The following is a 19,985-nucleotide window of genomic DNA, read 5'->3' on the forward strand; positions in this document are numbered from 1 at the left end:
CTAAGTTATCGGCATTATAATGTTGTTGCTCTAATAGTTTAATTATATCACTAACGCCCTAATCCACTAGTTATCATTATGAAATCATATCCAAGTATATTTAACGACGTTATCGGGCCAGTAATGCGAGGTCCATCAAGCTCCCATTGTGCTGCTGCCTTAAGAATAGGAAAAATATGTCTAGACTTAATGGATGGTGATATTAATGACGTATATATTGAATTTGACCCTAACGGATCCTTGGCAACGACGCATTCGGGACAAGGTTCTGACATGGGATTATTTGGCGGATTACTAGGATGGGAAGCAGACGATGAAAGGCTAAAAGATTATGAAAAGCATATTGAAGATGCCGGTATAAAAATAAAAATAGACATTCATGATATTGGTGCAGATCACCCTAATACATATAAAATAACTTTAAAAAACAAAACTGAAACCCATCAAGTTATAGGAATTTCTACTGGTGGCGGAATGATAGAAATAATAGAAATAGACCAAGCAGCTGTATCTATGTATGGCGATTTTTATGTAACCCTTTTATATACAGGTCAAACGCAAGAAATATACAATACTGTAACCAACCTAAATTTAGGAGAAGCTAAACAACATCAGGGTTCATCTCATTTTATATCTGTACACTCTAATGAAATTCAACAAAAGGAATTACTAAAAGTAGTTTCTTCATTAAAAAACATGACTTCCATTAAGGTTATTTCTCCAGTACTTCCTATCAAGTCAAGAAAAGATCTTGAAGTCCCTTTTATAACAGTTGAAGAGATGTTAGATTATAATGCCGACAAAGATTTAAAACTTTGGGAATTGGCTTTAGACTACGAAAGTATGAGAGGTAATATTCTGGCAGAAGAAGTTCTAGACCGAATGGGCAACATAGTAGACGTTATGCGCTATGCTGTGGTTACAGGCTTAAGAGGCACTAAATATAAAGATCGCATACTTGGACCACAATCACTAGTTTTTAAAAAGAATTTTGAAGCAAACACACTAGTTCCCGGAGATGTATTAAATACATGTACCATGTATACGTCTGCAATTATGGAAGTTAAAAGTTCTATGGGTGTAATCGTTGCTGCTCCAACTGCCGGATCTTGCGGTGCAATCCCTGGAACTTTAATTGGCACTGCAGATGTTTTAAACCTACCAAAATTAGATCTTGTTAAAGCAATGTTAGCCGCTGGACTTATTGGTGTATTTATTACCGAACATGCTACTTTTTCTGCAGAAGTTGGTGGATGCATGGGAGAATGTGGTTCGGCTTCAGGCATGGCAGCTGCAGGAATTGTGGTTTTAAAAGATGGTTCTCTAAACCAATCTTTAGCTGCAGCCTCAATTGCATTACAAAGTTCTTTAGGACTAATTTGCGATACCGTTGCCGATCGTGTGGAAGCACCTTGCTTAAACAGAAATGTTATGGCGAGTTCTACTGCAATTTCTTGTGCAAATATGGCTTTATCTGATTATGATCAAGTTATTCCTTTAGACGAAGTAATTGACACCATGAAAAGAGTTGGAGATGCAATACATCACACCTTAAGATGCACAGGACTTGGCGGATTAGCGATAACTAAAACAGCGAAACAAATTGAAGCCAAACTTGCTGGATACAAAAGCATTTTAAAACAACCATCTTTTAAAAATTGTTAAACAACTTTTAAATGTTGATGCCTATTAAATCCCTATTTTTTGATACCTAGTTAAAAACTCAGTTTGTTTGTAAGTGTATTCACAACATTATATTACAAGTCAACAATTTTAATAGGTCATATTTTTGCGCTGTATTTTAAACAAAAAATGTAACCTGATAAATTTTGTCTAACAAAACAAACAGAAAACCAATAGTTAAGTTAACCTCTTATTCTCAAAGCGTTAAAATCATTGTAAATCCTGTCTGTCTTTTCTATTTCTAATAAATATCATCGTAAATTTATAGGATACTCTTTTAAATCTTATCAATTTATTATGGCAAAAAAGAAAATTTTTACAGACGAACACATTATAACTTCATATATGGATTATGTTTTAGAACATAATCAGCAACCAAAAACAGTATATGCTTTCGCTAAAGCTAATAATTTTGAAGAGCAGCAATTTTACGAATTTTTCGCATCGTTTCAGGCATTAGAATCCGATATTTTTAAAGCCTTTTTCGACAATACTTTAAAGCTGCTTCAAGAAAGTGAAAATTATGAATCTTTTGATTCGCGAAATAAATTATTAAGCTTCTATTTTACGTTTTTCGAAAATCTTACGGCGAACAGAAGTTTTGTCTTATTTGCTTTAAATCAGCATGAAAATAAATTGAAAAATTTAAAATGTTTGACCAAATTACGACAAGAATTTCTAGTTTATATTTCTACTTTAAATATAGAGGTTCTAGAAACAAAACAGCAAGCACTAGATAAGTTTCAGGAAAAAGGATTACAAGAAAGTGCTTGGGTACAATTATTAGTCACTTTAAAATTCTGGATGGAAGACAGCTCGGCTGCGTTCGAAAAAACGGACATTTTTATTGAAAAATCAATTAATACAAGTTTTGATTTTTTAAATGTTGCTCCACTAAAAAGCTTACTCGATTTAGGGAAATTTTTACTAAAAGAAAAAGTGCAAACGCAATAGAAAAAGGTTATGAAATCGATAGATAAAATTCCAACATCTAAAATAGAACGGGCATCAAAATTAGTCTCTACAGGAGCTAAAATTGGCGTGAATTATCTTAAATATTACGGCGATAAAATCACGAAAACCGAATTAGAAGCAAAGGATAAATTAAACGAAAATAACGCCGCCGATATTTATGACGGCCTAAAACAGCTTAAAGGTAGTGCGCTTAAAGTAGCCCAAATGTTAAGCATGGAAAAAAGCATTATGCCACAGGCTTATGTCGAAAAATTTTCTTTGGCTCAGTTTTCTGTTCCTCCTTTATCGCCTCCTCTAGTTTTAAAAACATTTAAAAAATACTTTGGAAAACTTCCAGAAGATTTATTTGACACTTTTGATGTGAATTCTGTAAATGCCGCGAGTATCGGACAAGTACATATCGCTGAAAAAGAAGGTAAAAAGTTAGCCGTTAAAATTCAATATCCAGGTGTAGCAGATAGTATTGCTTCCGACTTAGCGATGGTTAAACCCATTGCTATGAGTATGTTTAATATAAAAGGAGAAGGCTCCGATAAATACTTTAAAGAAGTAGAAAACAAACTTATTGAAGAAACAGATTATATATTAGAAGTACAACAAAGTCAAGAAATATCTAAAGCTTGTGCTCATATTCCGCATTTAAAATTTCCTAAATATTACGAGCAATGGTCGTCCGAACGTATTATTACTATGGATTATATGGAAGGCGAACACTTATCTGAATTTACAGCGTATAATACAAACCAAGATCTAGCAAATCAATTAGGACAAGCACTCTGGGATTTTTATATGTACCAAATTCATAAATTGAAAAAGGTGCATGCCGATCCGCATCCAGGGAATTTTTTAGTTTCGAAAGCAGGCGATTTAATAGCCTTGGATTTTGGATGTATGAAACTAATTCCAGACGATTTTTATGTCCCTTATTTTGAATTGGCTTTAAAAGATAATATGAATAATCCAGAATTATTCAAAGCTAAATTATACGAACTTGAGATTTTAAGAACAGACGATTCTGATGAAGAAATTGTATTCTTCACAGCTATGTTTCACGAAATGTTAACCTTGTTCACTCAACCTTTACATGAAGATATTTTTGATTTTTCAAACGCGAATTTCTTCGGAAAAATAGCAGATCTAGGAGAGAAATATTCTAAGAATACTCAATTACGAAAATTGAATGCCAACAGAGGTTCTAAACATTTTATTTACATGAATCGGACCTTCTTTGGTCTTTATAATTTAATGTTTGATTTGAAAGCTAAAGACGTAAAAATTAAAACGTGGATTTAGTTTTTGACAAGATAAAAAAAACAGCTTATTCTTAGTCTTTAAGCAACCTACTTAAAGACTAAATAAGTTGATTTTTATAACTCTTAAAAAAACTATATTTTTGAAATCCCATTTGAAAATTCTTGCAAGTTTAGCTGAAATTTAGACATCCTTAATTCGACCATAAATGACCTTAGTTTTTTTGAAACTTGTTCCAATTCATCTGAGATAGAAAAAACCTTTGGATCTCCTACAATTATTAATTTATGTTTTGCTCTAGAGAGTGCTACATTTAATAATCTTTCACCTTGCAGACCTTTATATAACCTCCCAATATTTTTTTCGCAATTGTCTACAATATCATAAATTATCATGTCATATCCTGAACCTTGAAAAGAATGAATGGTTCCAATTTTTAATCTGTCGCGCTGCGCTGCAGAAAGCCTTTTATTCTGCAAATGTCTTTTAATATTTATAACCTGTCCGTTGTAAGGCGTAATTACTCCAATTTCTATATTCTCATTATTATTTAGAATTAGTTCTACCAAATCTGAAATAACCTGAGAAGATTTAGTGTTTACTCGCGACTTTCCCTGGGTAGATTTAACTTGAGCTCCATCTTTTGGAGTTACAGGAATAAAATAAAATGGCGCCGTTAAATTACGATCCACAATTTTTATCTTTTTAAACGCTTCTGTATATACTGTCGTCAGTTTTCCATTATAAAACCGAGTATTGATTAACTCACAAATATCAGGATGCATTCTGTGTTGTTCGGTTAGCATCACAGTCACTTCTTCTTCAAAATCACTTACATCATTAAAATACTGAAACACATCTTTATTAAACCAATTATTTACGGCTTCTGTTTTCCCTGTACTTATAGGTCCCAATTGTTTAAAATCGCCAGCAACAACAAACTTATTCTTTGTAAAACTAGACATGGTTAATGTTTGAATTAAAGGCATCATTCCAACCTCATCTACAACAACTAAATCAAATTTTTCATGTTCAAAATTATCCCCTATAAAACATTGAGCAGCAGTTGTAAAAACGAGTTTAGATTCTTGAATTCGTTTTTGATTAATCTGCTTGATTTCATTCTTAAGAACAACCTGTTTATTTCTATTAATTGCACGTTCTTCAATACTAATTACTTTTTCGCTATTTAGAAGTTTTAATACTGCACTGTAGTCTTTTCTAAGAGTATCAACCAAATCCTTCTCAGGATATAATCTATCGTCGTTAACAATTTCTGGAAGCATAGGATAACCAAATCTCAATAATTTTCGATCTTCTAACAACTGCTTCGAATGGGCACTAAAACCTTCAAATTCTTTAATAATTTCTTGCCCCAAAATATCAATCGACACATTAGAAATTCCAACCGCAAGAACACGCATTCCTAAACAACAGGCTTTTGTAATAATTTTAGACAAGGTATATGTTTTTCCAGTTCCTGGAGGTCCCCAAATACAGGTTACATTTTGAGAAAACACACGATTTAAAGCGTCGTTCTGATTGTCGTTAAGACTTAAAGTTTCGAAGTTTACTTTGTGGTCTTTTACTAAAAAATCGCGCTTGTTAAATAACTTATGTGTTAAAGTAAATTCGTCATTCTTAACACTATTAAATCTTACTTTTTTGTCTTTTAAAAAATTTAATGGTCTGGGTTTAAATTTAAATTTTGTGTGTAAATGTTCCTCAGGTAACTCTGCAGACACTCTAAAAATAATAGTAGACATCGCTCGCTGATACGCTAAAAACACACCTTTAATATTATGTCTTTCCGAAACATCTTGCCACCATAAATTTATAGGAATTCCTTCTTGCCCCGGGGTAGAAATACCATCTGGCAAAGATATTTCGGCTTCATATAAAAACCCGAAATTGGTGTTCTGAATTCTTTTTTTAACCTTAGCTACAATCCACAGTTTCGCATTGTCATCTTCAATAGCATATTCTTCATCTGTAAATGCTTTTAAAACCTCTTGTTCTTTATCACTTAATAAACCAAACCACGAAGGAAAATCTCTAAATATGCTATCCCATTTTGGGCTATACAAATATCTTTTTACACGATTAAAATAAGATTGATAATCGTGGAGTGTATTCTCGATTAATTCAAGTTCAATATTATGCTTATACAATATGTTTGTTAATTGCTTCTCGTTATAAGCTTTGTCTTTGTGACCTACCTCATGCCACTTTTTTATAATTTCTTTAAAAATAAATTCCATCAATAATATGCTCTAGAGTAACCAATAAATGATACGTTTTTTAGTTCTAAAAACATTTCTAAATTTCACTTCCTAAGTTGCTGTTAAATATAGTGAGTCCTATAAAATATTTATCAAGAAAAATAATTTTTATGTTTTGATTCTAACACTTTGAAATAACACTCTTTTTCCAGTTTTTAAATACGTTTTAGTCTTTAAAATGCAGATGTCCAAACTGCATCCAAAACCTCAGAACAGAAGGTAAATACAGTCTCTATAATGCGCTTATTTCCGATTACAAATTTGTTAATTAAACGGATTTAGTTTTTTACTATAAAAAAATATTATCTTTAAATATTAAAGCAAAAATTAATATTATAAATCAGGATCTTTCAGAAGATTTTCCAGCTCGTTTAAACCAAAATTTATGAAATACGCTATCAAATCATTAGCAATTTTAATCATGTCTTGCATCTTTTTAATCTCATGCAATCAAAAAACAGAAAATAAAGTCGAAGGAGCTATTGAAGATATTAATAATGATATCATGACAGATGCACTACCATCTTGGAACGAAGGAGAAAACAAATCGGCTATTATTGAATTTGTTGAAGATGTTACCAATCAAGACAGTAACAATTACATCCCTGTTACAGATCGTATTGCCACCTTTGATAATGACGGAACTTTGTGGTCAGAAAAACCATTATATACTCAATTACTGTTTGCCTTTGATCGCATTAAAACTTTAGCCCCAGAACACCCTGAATGGAAAACCACACAACCTTATAAAGCCGTTTTAGAAAACGATGAGAAAGCATTGCTAGAATCTGGCGAGAAAGGATTGTTCGAAATATTAGCTGTTACACATGCAGGAGACTCTACAGTCGATTTTGAAACCATTGTAACCAATTGGATCGCAACTACAAAACAACCAGATCCAAGATTTAAAGATCGTCTTTTTACTGATATGGTTTTTCAGCCTATGCTTGAGTTGATGGATTATTTAAGAGCAAACGATTTTGAGGTGTTTATTGTTTCAGGTGGTGGTATTGAATTTATGCGCCCTTGGACCGAGAATGCGTATGGCGTTCCTACTCAAAATATTGTTGGAAGTAGCATCAAAGTTTCATACGAATACAGAGATGGAAAACCCGTTTTAATGCGATTACCTAAAATTGAATTTATAGACGACAAAGACACAAAACCAGCAGGAATTAATGCACATATTGGTAAAAAGCCTGTTTTCTCTTTTGGAAACTCTTCTGGAGATCAGGAAATGTTAGAATGGAGCCAAAGCGCAGGCAAAAAAACGTTTCAAGGTTTGGTTCACCATACAGATGCTAAAAGAGAATGGGCTTACGGTCCAGATTCTAAAATTGGAACGTTCCCTACAGAGCTTATAACAATAGCAAACACTAGAGGTTGGCATGTGGTTGATATGAAATCTGATTGGAATGTTATTTTCCCTTTTGATTTAAATTAGATCAAAAAATAGAACGTAATATTTTTAAAGTACTGAATTAAAATATCAGACGCATGTAGATAAAAGCATCATCTACATGTGTTATTGTTAACAAATCTAGCGATTTCAAAACTTCTAATTAAAGCAGATAAATTTTCAGGATTATATTACATTTGAGTTTCTCTTAAATCCATACAAAAGAATGACTAATCAGAATTTTTTAGTTACAAAATCTACGATCGTATTGGTTTGTATGGCATGTTTTCTAATGACTTTCAAAACCTTGTACGCACAAGATATTGAACCACGTCGTTGGACACCTATGCCTTTAGGTGTACATGTATTAGGATTGGGTTATGGATATCAAGCTGGAACGCTTTATTTTGATCCGACTTTGCAAATCGAAAATGCATCTGTAGATGTAAATCTTATAGGATTACAATACTTTCAGCCCTTTAAACTTGGAAATAAGTTAGCCCGATTAGATGTTAAAATCCCTTATTTAAGCGCACATTGGGATGGTTTACTTGCTGGAAATCCAGAATCGATTAGCAGACATGGATTTGCCGATCCTATATTAAGAATGTCACTAAATTTAATTGGCCCAGATGCTTTCGATTCTAAAGGCATAAAAGAGTATTATGCAGCTAACCCCGTTAATACAATCTTTGGTGTATCGTTGGCCGTTACTTTTCCGTTTGGACAATATTATAGCGATAAACTATTAAATTTAGGTCAGAACAGATTTGTTTTTAGACCTCAAATGGGAATGGTGCACAATTGGGGTTTATGGTCTTATGAATTAACGACTTCAGTCTATATTTTTACAAATAACAATAACTTTTACAACAATCAGACTAGAAGACAAGATCCGTTATTTGCAGTTCAGACACATTTAATCAGACAATTTAAAAACAGAATGTGGACTTCTATTAGTGCAGGCTACGGTGTTGCAGGTGAATCTTCTATAAATAATATTGAAAAAAAGGATAATAGAAGTGATATTTTAGGTGAAGTAGCTCTTGGGTTTCCACTATTTAAAAAACAAGCCGTTAAAGTAACCTATTTAAGAACCCAGACATTTAATGATATCGGTTCGGACACAAATACTTTTGCAATGGGCTGGTCTCTAGTTTTTTAAAACCTTGTTATTCCGATTTATTACATTAAGTTTTCAATAAAATACAAGTTATAAAAAAAGGCAGATGAAGAAAACTCCACCTACCTAATTTCGACTAATCTTTCTTACTATTTTTTGATAATACGCTTGTTAACCACTTTATTATTTCCTGAAAGTCTGAAAATATACATCCCAGAATTTAAATTAGAAATATCAATAGTTTCGCCTTGAATTGGACGATTAAAAATCACTTTACCAATTTGATCATAAACTGTTAGCGTATGAAAATCTCCCGCTCCACGAATATTAACCGTGTTTGTTGCCGGATTTGGCCATAGCGATAATTCTTGCTTAGAAGAACTTGCTATCTCCTCTTGTGGAAAAGCACTCAATCTTTCTGTAGATGAATTCGTATAACCAAATACTCTAAATTCGTCTATACTTGCCCAATCTCCATCGTAACTATTTGCTCCAGTAACCGTAATTCTTATGTACCTAGCGTTTACTTCCGAAAAAGAATCTGCTATTGGCGACGAATTAGACCCTTCAGTTGAATTACTTGATCTGTCTACCACTTGAGTGAATGAATTTCCATCAGTAGAAATTTCAACAATATATTGATAAGCACGGTCGTTATGGCAAATTACTTCAGTACTATTTATAGTGTGCAAACTTCCTAAATCTACTGTTGCCCATACAGGGTAAGACTCTGCAGACCATCTAGAATCCTCATCACCATCGACTAAATTAGACGCTGGATTAGACGATTGTTGGGTAGAATATGTAACCGCTTTTTCTAATGCGACGTTTGTAGATTCTGTAGTTGGAGGTGTTGTAGATCCATCTGTAGTTAAAGTCAATTCATTAAAATAAACGGTAGCTTCTCCACTATCCTGTAAGTAAACACCATTTTTCCAATAACTTGGATAGGTCCAATATGATACATTTGTGTTTAACTTCACTTCTCCATTTATTTCAACACTCATATTTCCTGATTCTAAAATGATGTCACAATCAAAATAGCCGTTAGGTGTTTCTCCAAGATCTATATGACTTGTATTTGAACCACCATCGTCTGTTTTCACAGCTGCATATAAATGCCAACCACTTTGGTACACTCTTAATAATGGTTTATTTGGACCACTACCTGCATTAGCATCATCATGAATTTGCATAAATGTTAATTGCTCGCACGTTTGTTCTACAATATTTACATTCGCATGAAATACCTGATCGTCGTTTACATTCCAGTTTTCTAAGAATCTTAATTCTGTTCTCTGACGTGTACCTTCATCATCTCTCGACTGATAAAAAGCCATTTTATTTCCATCGGCTACATAAAATGTGCTAGATGAATACCCTGAAATAATATCAGATGCCGTAGCTTCTGTTCCGCTTAAAGGCGATTGCAATTTACACTGTGCTAAGTAATCTTGGAATTTAGAAATACTATATGGAGCTGTTCCATTCTGACTTCCATTCACCGTAACTGCTACTGAATCTGTAAACGATCCATCGTCTGTTGTTACTGTAATCGTTGCCGATCCTTCTGAAATTGCTGTAACCAATCCGTTTGAATTTACTGTAGCTACAGACGTATTACTACTACTATAACTCACATCTTGATTTGTTGCATCGCTAGGACTCACAGTTGCCGAAAGTTGCTCTGTTTCATCTGCATCTAATGAAATACTAGATGAAGACAATGCTACTGAAGTCACATCTATGGTTGAAGGTGCGCCTTCTCCAGCAAATACGCTCAACTCTAATAAACTCACCCAACTTCCTTCGTATGAAGCTGCTCCTGTTACTGTTATTTTCACAAATCTTGCATCGACACTATCAAAAGTATCTGATATTGGACTTGATACCGAACCTGAAGTCGAATTAGAACTTCTATTTACTACTTCTGTATACGTTCCATTTTCTGAAGAAGACACTGATATGGTGTATTGATATGCTCTATCCGAATAACAAACCAACTCTGTACTTCCTAATGTAAATGTACCTCCTAAATCTATAGTTGCCGATTGTGGCATACCTGAAACTGACCATCTTGTACCTGTATCACCATCGACTAAATTAGCAACTGTATTATCTCCATCTGGAGTTCCTGTTGCAGAAGCCGATTTGTTTAATGCTAAATTGGTATCGTTTGATGGCGCTGTAACTGAAATTGAAATAGTATCTGTAAAATCACCATCTTCGGTAGTTACCGTAATCGTTGTACTTCCTTCTGAAACTGCACTTACAACACCACTCGAATTTACTGTTGCAACAGACGTATTACTACTGCTATAACTCACCTCTTGGTTTGAAGCATCCGACGGACTTACCTCAGCAGTTAACGCTTGAGTTCCTCCAACTGAAATACTTGCCGAACTAGAAGAAAATTCTACACCTGTAACAGCGGTTGGTTCTGTTGGCTCTCCGCCACCTTCACCATGACTTACAGAGAAATCGTATACTAAAACTTCTCCATAGTTATCTGGATCATCAGTATCATCACCTTCTTTAACAGGGTTACTTTGTGTATAATTCCCGACTTTGAAATACGATTGATCGTAGCTAAGGTCCATTACATAATCGTTTCCATCTGCTCTTACTAAATATTGAGAAGCATTTCCACTATTATATGCACTTAATAAGTTGCCATCTTCTGAATAATAACAATAATGCTTTCCATCGACTACTTTAAAAATAACTTCATGAATATCACCAAGGTTATAATTTTCTTTAATGGTAACATTACTTCTTAAGTCACCTCCATTAAAAGCTAAAAACAAGTGAGAATCCTCTAAACGCATCACCATAGAATCATCAATCCCATCCGCTTTATTTCCATGAATTTGAGTCGCTACTAACTTAGAAGTATTAATAGGTAAATGCGTAATAGCCTGCTTTACATAAATCTCATGTGTCCCATCTGTGGTCCAATAGATATCTTTACTACCGTCTTCTTCACGCTCTCTAAGTTCCGATCGAATGTTATCCGAATTAGGTGTCGTTCCGTTATCGTTTCTTATCGGTGCACGGAACACGATTGCAGTTCCAGCATCGTTCACATAAAAGAATTCATTTCCTGGCTCATCACATATGGTTTTATCTTCGACACCTGTTGGATATGTAATTTTCCACTGGTTGCAATTATCCATCAAATCTGATGGCATTCCGGCATTTCCTCCGCTTCCTTCAGAACCTGCTTGGCTTACATTTATGGTTTGATTTGAAACTCCAGAACCGCTTACTGTAACAGTCCCTGTTCTTGCTTCATCTCCTGTATTTGCTGAAACTGTAATTGAAAAACTACCGTTTCCATTACTAGAAGTTGGTGATACCGAAATCCATAATTGATTGTCTGATACTGTCCAATTTATACTCGAAGACACATCTACTGTTTTTGTTGAACCAGCTGCTGTAAACTCATTCACAGAAGACACAGTTAAATAATCTCCTGATGCCGAATTCCCTGAAGCATCTAAGAAATTTGCACCTACAGAATTCCCAACCATACTATGTGTATGCGGGTTACTAATTGAAGATCCTTTACCAGAAACTACAGAACTACTTGCTCTATAAATTTCTCCACTTGCAGAAAATTGTGGATTAGCTTCTGTAAAGCCATTATTAGAAATACCTAATGAAGCTCCGTAATATACATTCCCATTATAAGTCATACTTTGACCTGTACCAGAGATATCTCCACTTACTATGTTGGTTAAAGTTGTATAAATTACATTATTGTTTAGAACTCCAGAAGGATCATAACTCGATCTGTCGTTATAAAAGATAGGAGAATCTACATTGTATAAAGTGTTGTTTTCTACAACAATATCATCTACTTTTTGGTATCCATTTGTGATGCCTCCAGAGGTATCTGAACCTCCTACTAAAGTAATTCCGTTGTTCCATTTATCGCCAGAACTTACCACATCTTGAATGTAATTATTTGTAATAACGTGGTAACTATCCGTAATACGGATTCCTCCTGTACCTTCAACATTTTCACCTAAAAAGTAGTTTCCGTCTACAGTAGCACGAGCACCATGTCTCATAACTAAAGATCCACGACATCTTCTAAACGTGTTGTTGCGATAGGTATTATCGGCACTTTTATTTGTAATAATTTCATTCTCTCCATCTGCTTTATAGAAATAATTTCCTTCTACAGTCACACTGGCACTTTTATCCTGAAATTCACTTGTCCCAACACGAATCGTTTCGCTGTCTCCAGAGTGTGTCGTTGAAGGATCTCTTTTAATAAAATTGAAAAAGTAGTTGTCTTTAATAACGTGCCCAACAGGGTTGAAATTGTTATACTCTAACTCTACCAGTATTAAAGCTCCAGGGCTATTCTTGTTTAAAAAAGAACAGTTTTCGACGGTGTTATTAGTACCGTAAAGTACAATCCAGCGGTGCTTATCTGTTCCACTCGGAGTCAGATTATTAAAAGCACAATTCCGTATTGTGGAGTTGTTTGCATACGCACTGCTTTTTCTAAACTGTATGTGATTATTACTTCCTGCTCCACCATTCCAGTAGAAGCCATCTATAACCACATGGTCGCCAGAAATATCCATATTAGTTAAACCTGTAAAAATAACTCCTCCAGGAGTTTCTGCTCTTAAAATTATTGGATTGGAGGCCGTTCCGTTTGCTGTGAAATTTATTCTTTGTTCACTGCTATAAGTTCCATTTGCCCAAGTGACTACATCTCCGGGAGAAAGACTTAGACTGTTAAATTGACTTGCAGAATTAATTGTGTAATCTGCTCCATACGTCAGAAAACCGCATAGAAATGTTATGAAGCATAGTGTGGTTTGACACATGCGTCTAGTTAATAATTGTTTCATTTTGCTATTAGTTTTTTGTTAAAAAATTGATGGTTTAATCGAGGCCTCAATTAATTGGTTAACCAATTTTTCATTGACCAAAGTATATAAAAGAATTCAAATACCAAACTGAATATCAATTTATTAGACGAAGTGTAATCCATAAAATCTTATAATAACTTGTTATATAACTAATTTTTTTACGGTTAAAAAACGCACTAAATATTACGGTAGCCCTTGCCAATACTCAAAGTCTTGAAACCGCAAAGACCACCTTATATTCGCAAATAAATGGTTAAAAAATTATTTAATTCTTATATAAACAAATCTATTTATAAGAATTACACTAAAAAAAATGTATAAGAATCAGATTTAGATAGAAGGAGAGAAATATTTAATTATTATGGAATTTGTAAATGTCTTTATAGCCGAAGGTTTCAAGCCATTATATTTTAAAATTGGACATTTTAAACACACAAAAAGCAGTATAGTATTATTGCAAAAAAATCCATTTTAAAAATTAAAATGGATTTTTTTTGGACAATTAGATTCGCTCTGTTTTTTTGCATTCGAAAGAAAAACACTCATAAAAAGGCATTCATTAATAATACCTTTTCGTACAGCTCGACAACTAATTTGTAAGAGAATGCTCAGCCATTTTCAGACTATTTTATGAAAAATATTTTAAACCTATTAGCTATGGGCCAAAAATTACTTTTTTAAACCATTATCCAACTTTAGGAATCAAAACCCAAAGCTCGACTTCTTCTAAAGCACGCCAATGCTGATCGCGTTTTGTTGCTGTAGATGCTAATTTTACTGATCTTTTTAAACACTTTTCCAATTCAAATCGACCACCTTCTGCAAGTTCCTTTTCAATAGGATGACCTTTTGTTACATTGGTAATTTGCGCTAAATTTGAGAACAATATTACGAGTTTACCTTCAGGCAACAGACGCTCTTTTGCCCCTTTAAAAAAGTCAGGAAATAGATTTTCGTTATAATACATCGCCTCATCAATACGCTCTGGACTGTAGGATTGTGGCAACCACGGTGGGTTAAAAACGATTAATTCTGTTGGTTTTTCAAATTTCCCAAACAGGGAACCTAAATCTAATTCTATCTTTCTGGACATTTTGGTATCTCCCATAGATTCTGTTAATCCAACAATAGCATTCGGATTAATATCTGTTCCGAAAACCTTTTGAAATCCATGTTTTATTAATTGAAAAGACATCACTCCACTTCCAAAACCAACATCGATTGCCGATTTTTTAGGCCCTTCATAACGTTTTAACCAGTTATCAAAAATCACTAAATGATCGAAACGTGTTGGAAAATATGTCCCATAATACGGATGAATTTTATTTCGTAATACAGGAACAGTAATTCCGTTTACATACCATTGCCAAGCACTATTAAGACCTTGTATTTGAGGAAAAGGCAATAAAAAATCGGCAGTTTCTGGATATAATTTTTCTAACCAACCAATAACTGGGGCTTTTTTAAGCGGTAATTTATGATCTACAATTTCTATTAAAACAAGATTAGATAGCTTTTGATATGCAGCACGTAACTCCCTCTGTTCTTGAAAAGATTCATTTGGCATGCGTCTCTTTAAATGCATTTTTAATGCTTTAAGGAGTAACAACCCGTTACTATAAAATGCCGTTATTAATACAGATTTCCCTGCTTCTAAAGCTTTAATAGTAAGTTTGACGTCTGTAGTGCGATTAAAATAAGTTAACGGCTTTCCCGAAACACTAATTGGTTCAGGCTTGTTTACTTTTATATCTGTAAGCATAATCTTTTTTAATTTTTCATAAAATGAAGAGATCATTTTTAATGATTTCTAAGCATTATGTGGTTAATGTAAAATAAAATTATAACTAAAAATTTTGTTCAGTTATAAAGTATTTAATCTGCGAATTCAATAATCGTGTAGGTTTTGATTACACTAAAATATTGAAATGAAAATCGTATTATTCAACAGTAATCGCATTATCAATAATGAAAAAAAAATTTATTTGTTATCCAATTCTAGATGAATAATTACAAGGCTTTTCTCTTCCCTTTCTAATGAGTAATGAATCAAATTAAGCTTTAAAAAAAGCCTAAATACTTCCCTACAATCTTGCGAAGTCTTAATTAATATCGTCAAATAAATAATACTGAAGTAAAGGTAGTTTAATAAAATGCATTATTAATATCATTAACTAATTACTGTAAGTCTTTAATAAAAAAAGACATTAATTGGAGTGATAAATAGTTCGTTAATTCTATTATCCAAATCTAATTTTTTAGCGTGTAAATGGAACCTGATTCTACAAATTGAAGGGTGTTTTTAACTAAAAACAGTCCCACTCTAAAAGCTATAATTTGATTATTTAAATGTTCTAATTATTACATTTACCATCTATAATTTCTTGTTGAGTTTGATCGATGTCGAGAATCACCAGTATTGTATCCCATAATCATGAAAAATATTACAATTAAATAGAAAATAGATTATTCATTATTATAAAATTTCACGAGCACTTCCTCTATGTCTATTATCATTTTACTTCAATTAATTTAGATGAAATAAGACCTAACAAAAGCTAAAATAAATGTTATCAAGTGCGGTGAAAAATAAATTTAAAAAAAATACACAAATCACTGTAATTCAATAAATTAAATTACAAAAAAAATATAGAACTAGATTTTTTTTTTTTAAAATTCAGAATTAGCACAAAATTAGTTTTTTTTATAAATTATTCCTTTTCAATAAATATAAAAAACTTAGGTTTCATTTAAGAATTATCAATAAAAAAAAGATGGAAAATCAATAAATTACTAATTAAGTGGAAGGTGAATTGAAAAAGTAGCCCCTTGATCTGTACCCTCACTTTTTGCTGTTAATTTTCCAAAATGTTTATTAACGAATCTTCTAGCAATAAATAGTCCCATACCTTGACTTGACTCACCTTTACTTCCCAAGCGAGAATGTTCTGTAAACGGTTTAAAAAGTGCTTCAGACACTTCTTTTTTAAACCCTAAGCCTTGATCAATAATATCTATATTTATTTCGGAATTAGTCTTTATTGCGTTGATCCAAATTGTTCCCCCTTTTTGCGAAAATTTAATGGCATTACTTATTAAATTTATGAAGATTTGCCTGAATGCTGTTTCATTTCCATTTATCATTAATTCTGTCGTACAATTAAATACTAAATCAATATTCTTCTCTTCCAAAGCATCTGTTTGAGAAGCGATTACTGTAGTAATAATTTCTTTTAAGTTTAATTCACTTTTTTCTAATTTTCCTTGAGTCTGTGTCTCGCTCCTTAAATTAGACAATGTGCTTTCCATTAACGTAAGCTGGTCTTCGGCTAAAGATTTAATATTTTTCAATATAATCTCTCTTTCACTAATACTTTCTTCATCTTCTAATAAATCCAATGACATGAGTATTCCCGAACATGGATTTCTTAGGTCGTGAGATAAAATTGCAATGGTTTGCTGTTTAGAATCAATAAGATTATCAAATACCTCTATAGAAAACTGTAGATCTTTTAAAAGTACGCCAACCTCATCCTTAAAATTGGTAGGTAAAGTAGGTAACTGCTGACTCTCTAAATACATCTTGAGTGTATTACTCGCAAGCTTTATAGGCTCCAGTAGTTTATTAAGTATCGCTAAAGTAATCGCAGTCGCTCCCAAGGTAAAAATTAGAGTGAAAATTAATATTACAGAGGTAGATAAAACATTCTTATTAAAGGTTAGAAATATAATTAATCCGATTAGCGGAATATGAATTCCTAAAAAAGCTATGGCTAAAAACTTAGTAGAATACTTTTTAAGAAGGCTAATTTTAGACAGATTTGAATAAAGCTTCATAGTTAAAATTTAGGTTTTGTAAAAATCAGGTTTCTAGGTAACTGTTTAGAGTGGGATTAAGAGGCTCTGATTTTTTAATTTTGGTGTATAATTAAATGAACCACAACGTATAACTTACAATACAAATATATATTATATCCAAACATAGCATTTTCACGTCATTTTAATTAACACAAAAGCTTTTAAAAATAACAATCCCCAGTGAAATTATTTCACTGGGGATTGTTAAATATAAGATTTTAGATTAACCCTTATTTTGAAATATTCTTATTATTATTATTTACAGATCTACTTCTACCTTATGTAATTTCAACAAAATATAAACCTTGTGATAATGAAGACACATTAATTTGTTCCTTATTTAAAGCTGAATTCAGATTTTAAGTTAAAATTGTTTTACAAGAAACATCATAGAAAAATCTGACTCTTCTGTTCCGGTGGTTGAAACACAAATTTCGGAAAGCTTATAAATCATTGTTTAGCTAACTAATAGCAAAAAACAAAACAGCTTATAATACTTGAATAACCCTCCTTTTCAAAGCTATTAATCTGTCAAAATACTTCATGAAATTATAAGAAAAAGAGGGCCTTAAAAATTACTCTAAAACAATAAACTCACTACGTCTATTTGCTTGTTGTTCTTCTTCTGTGCAGGCTACACCATTAGAACATTTATTGACTAATTGAGTTTCCCCAAAACCTTTAGCACTTAATCTGCTTTCATCAATATTTTTATTAATTAAATAACTCATAGTCGATTGCGCGCGTTTAGTAGACAATATCATATTGTAATTATCATTACCCCGGCTATCTGTATATGAGCGTATATCTAATTTTAAATTAGGATATTGAATTAGAGCTTCAAGTATTTTTTGCAATTCTACTTCTGCATCTTTACGAATGTTAGATTTATCGAAATCGAAATAAATATTTGGAATATTTAACACCTTTGCTAAGTCGGTTCCAGGAACAATATTAACTTCATTTTGCTGTAACTTGAAATTAATGTATTGGTTATCTAAATTTATTTGCGAAACATTTTCATCGGTATCATAGTGCGCTTTCTCTGCTTTTATAAAATAGGATTGAAATTTATTAGTTTCAACACTATAAAATCCTTTTTCATCGGTTATAATTTGTTTGTAAATATCCCCCTCAGAATCTGTTAAAGAAACCTGAGCGCCTTGAATAGGTAAACCCGTTTGTTTATCGGCTACACGCCCTCCTACTTGTGCATGAAAGACATCTATTATTGCTGAAGTTTCAATGAAAGTATAAATATTATCGTAAACAAATTCTCGCTTTTTTTCTGATCTATTAGAACTTACAAATCCTCTGTTAGACTTCAGGTCTATACCGAATGCAAAATCGTCTGCATAGGAATTAATAGGCTCTCCAATATTTAATAAATTACCATATTCTCCAGCTTTAATTTTAATATAAAACACATCTAATCCTCCTAAACCTAAATGCCCATCCGACGAAAAATACAGCTCATTACTCGTTGTAATAAAAGGAAATGTTTCCTTACCACTGGTATTAATTTTAGACCCCAAATTAACAGGTGCGCCTATAGTTCCATTTAAGCTTAAACTTGAAACATAAATATCCGATTCTCCAAAACCACCAGGACGATCTGACGAAAAATAAAGTTTGGTACCATCTGCACTTAAAGCAGGGTGTGCAGTTGAAAAATCGTCGTTATTTATTGATAATTCTACCGCCTCTTGCCACTCGTTATTTATCCTTACAGATTTGTAAATTTTTAATTTATGATCTTCCTTTTTGTTTTCAAAAGTTATATTACTTCTCGTAAAATACATGGTATTATTATCTGCCGTAAAAACGGGAGAAGATTCATGAAATTTACTTTTCAACTTTCCTTTTAGCATTTTCGGGCTACTAGCAGCCTGATTTACCGAATTCAATTCGATTTCATACAAAGACAAGAAACTAAGTCCATCCCAGGCACTCCTTTTGTTTAAGAAACTTTTTGAATCGTTTGTAGATGCATAATAAAGCGTATCTGCAACCTTTACATACCCGAACGAAATCTTATCTTCATCGTAAATTTTTTCAATAGTCTCTAAGTCATATCTACCAGAATTATCCTGAATTAGTTCTAAATAATCCTTGGCTAACAACTGGTTTGTATTCAAATTATTTTGAAGCACAAACACATCGTAATATTCCATAGATTTCTTTGCCTGTCCTAATGCTTTTAATGCCTGAGAATAACGCAGATAAATAATGTTGTCTTGTGGTTTTTCGACAATCTTAAACAGATTATCATACCATTTTACAGCCTGATCGTATTGGGCATTAAAATAATAACTATTGGCTAATTTAGTGTAAAGCTCTTCAGACTCGTATCCTTTTTTTGCTACTGCTAAATAGATTTTTTGAGCATTTACATAATCTAATTGCTCGTAATCCTCATTGGCCTGGATTAACTTTTTCTCTTGACCATGAACTCGTGGAATACTCACAAAGCTGAACCATAACAAGAAGAAACTATAAATGATTATTTTATTTTTCAT

General features: G+C 32.7%; 11 protein-coding genes. 5 read left to right on the top strand and 6 right to left on the bottom strand.

Annotated elements, in window-relative coordinates:
- Nucleotides 1-78: 78 nt before the first annotated feature.
- From R6X41_RS09910 to R6X41_RS09920, 3 genes are all read left to right on the top strand, one after another.
- Complete coding sequence (locus R6X41_RS09910; protein ID WP_318499830.1) at nucleotides 79-1,665, top strand: L-serine ammonia-lyase, iron-sulfur-dependent, subunit alpha; 1,587 nt, start codon at nucleotides 79-81, stop codon at nucleotides 1,663-1,665.
- A 315-nt stretch (nucleotides 1,666-1,980) separates the two neighbouring features.
- Nucleotides 1,981-2,637 carry a TetR family transcriptional regulator C-terminal domain-containing protein gene (locus R6X41_RS09915; protein WP_318499832.1) on the top strand — a complete coding sequence of 219 codons (657 nt, stop codon included), beginning with the start codon at nucleotides 1,981-1,983 and terminating at the stop codon, nucleotides 2,635-2,637.
- Nucleotides 2,638-2,646: 9 nt separating this feature from the next.
- Nucleotides 2,647-3,951 carry an ABC1 kinase family protein gene (locus R6X41_RS09920; protein ID WP_318499834.1) on the top strand — a complete coding sequence of 435 codons (1,305 nt, stop codon included), beginning with the start codon at nucleotides 2,647-2,649 and terminating at the stop codon, nucleotides 3,949-3,951.
- A gap of 92 nt (nucleotides 3,952-4,043) precedes the next feature.
- On the opposite strand, the gene R6X41_RS09925 is transcribed toward R6X41_RS09920, so the two are convergent.
- On the bottom strand, nucleotides 4,044-6,170 hold the full coding sequence (locus R6X41_RS09925) for a DEAD/DEAH box helicase (protein ID WP_318499836.1): 2,127 nt from the start codon (nucleotides 6,168-6,170) through the stop codon (nucleotides 4,044-4,046).
- A 406-nt stretch (nucleotides 6,171-6,576) separates the two neighbouring features.
- On the opposite strand from R6X41_RS09925, the gene R6X41_RS09930 reads away from it, so the two are divergent.
- On the top strand, nucleotides 6,577-7,635 hold the full coding sequence (locus R6X41_RS09930) for an HAD family hydrolase (protein WP_318499838.1): 1,059 nt from the start codon (nucleotides 6,577-6,579) through the stop codon (nucleotides 7,633-7,635).
- Between the two features lie 181 nt (nucleotides 7,636-7,816).
- Complete coding sequence (locus R6X41_RS09935; RefSeq protein ID WP_318499840.1) at nucleotides 7,817-8,755, top strand: transporter; 939 nt, start codon at nucleotides 7,817-7,819, stop codon at nucleotides 8,753-8,755.
- A 107-nt stretch (nucleotides 8,756-8,862) separates the two neighbouring features.
- On the opposite strand, the gene R6X41_RS09940 is transcribed toward R6X41_RS09935, so the two are convergent.
- From R6X41_RS09940 to R6X41_RS09955, 5 genes are all read right to left on the bottom strand, one after another.
- Nucleotides 8,863-13,587 (bottom strand): chondroitinase-B domain-containing protein, encoded by a 4,725-nt coding sequence (locus tag R6X41_RS09940; RefSeq protein ID WP_318499841.1) that lies wholly within the window; start codon nucleotides 13,585-13,587, stop codon nucleotides 8,863-8,865.
- Between the two features lie 706 nt (nucleotides 13,588-14,293).
- Nucleotides 14,294-15,370 (bottom strand): methyltransferase, encoded by a 1,077-nt coding sequence (locus R6X41_RS09945; protein ID WP_318499842.1) that lies wholly within the window; start codon nucleotides 15,368-15,370, stop codon nucleotides 14,294-14,296.
- 1,031 nt (nucleotides 15,371-16,401) lie between these two features.
- A complete protein-coding gene (locus R6X41_RS09950; RefSeq protein WP_318499844.1) occupies nucleotides 16,402-17,445 on the bottom strand; it encodes a sensor histidine kinase in 1,044 nt (347 codons plus the stop codon).
- A gap of 299 nt (nucleotides 17,446-17,744) precedes the next feature.
- Nucleotides 17,745-17,822: a T9SS type A sorting domain-containing protein gene (locus tag R6X41_RS19835; protein WP_489670886.1), complete on the bottom strand. Its 78-nt coding sequence runs from the start codon at nucleotides 17,820-17,822 to the stop codon at nucleotides 17,745-17,747.
- Between the two features lie 219 nt (nucleotides 17,823-18,041).
- Nucleotides 18,042-19,985 carry an OmpA family protein gene (locus R6X41_RS09955; RefSeq protein ID WP_318499846.1) on the bottom strand — a complete coding sequence of 648 codons (1,944 nt, stop codon included), beginning with the start codon at nucleotides 19,983-19,985 and terminating at the stop codon, nucleotides 18,042-18,044.

The sequence above is a fragment of the Formosa sejongensis genome (genome assembly GCF_033447105.1).
Lineage (GTDB): Bacteria > Bacteroidota > Bacteroidia > Flavobacteriales > Flavobacteriaceae > Formosa.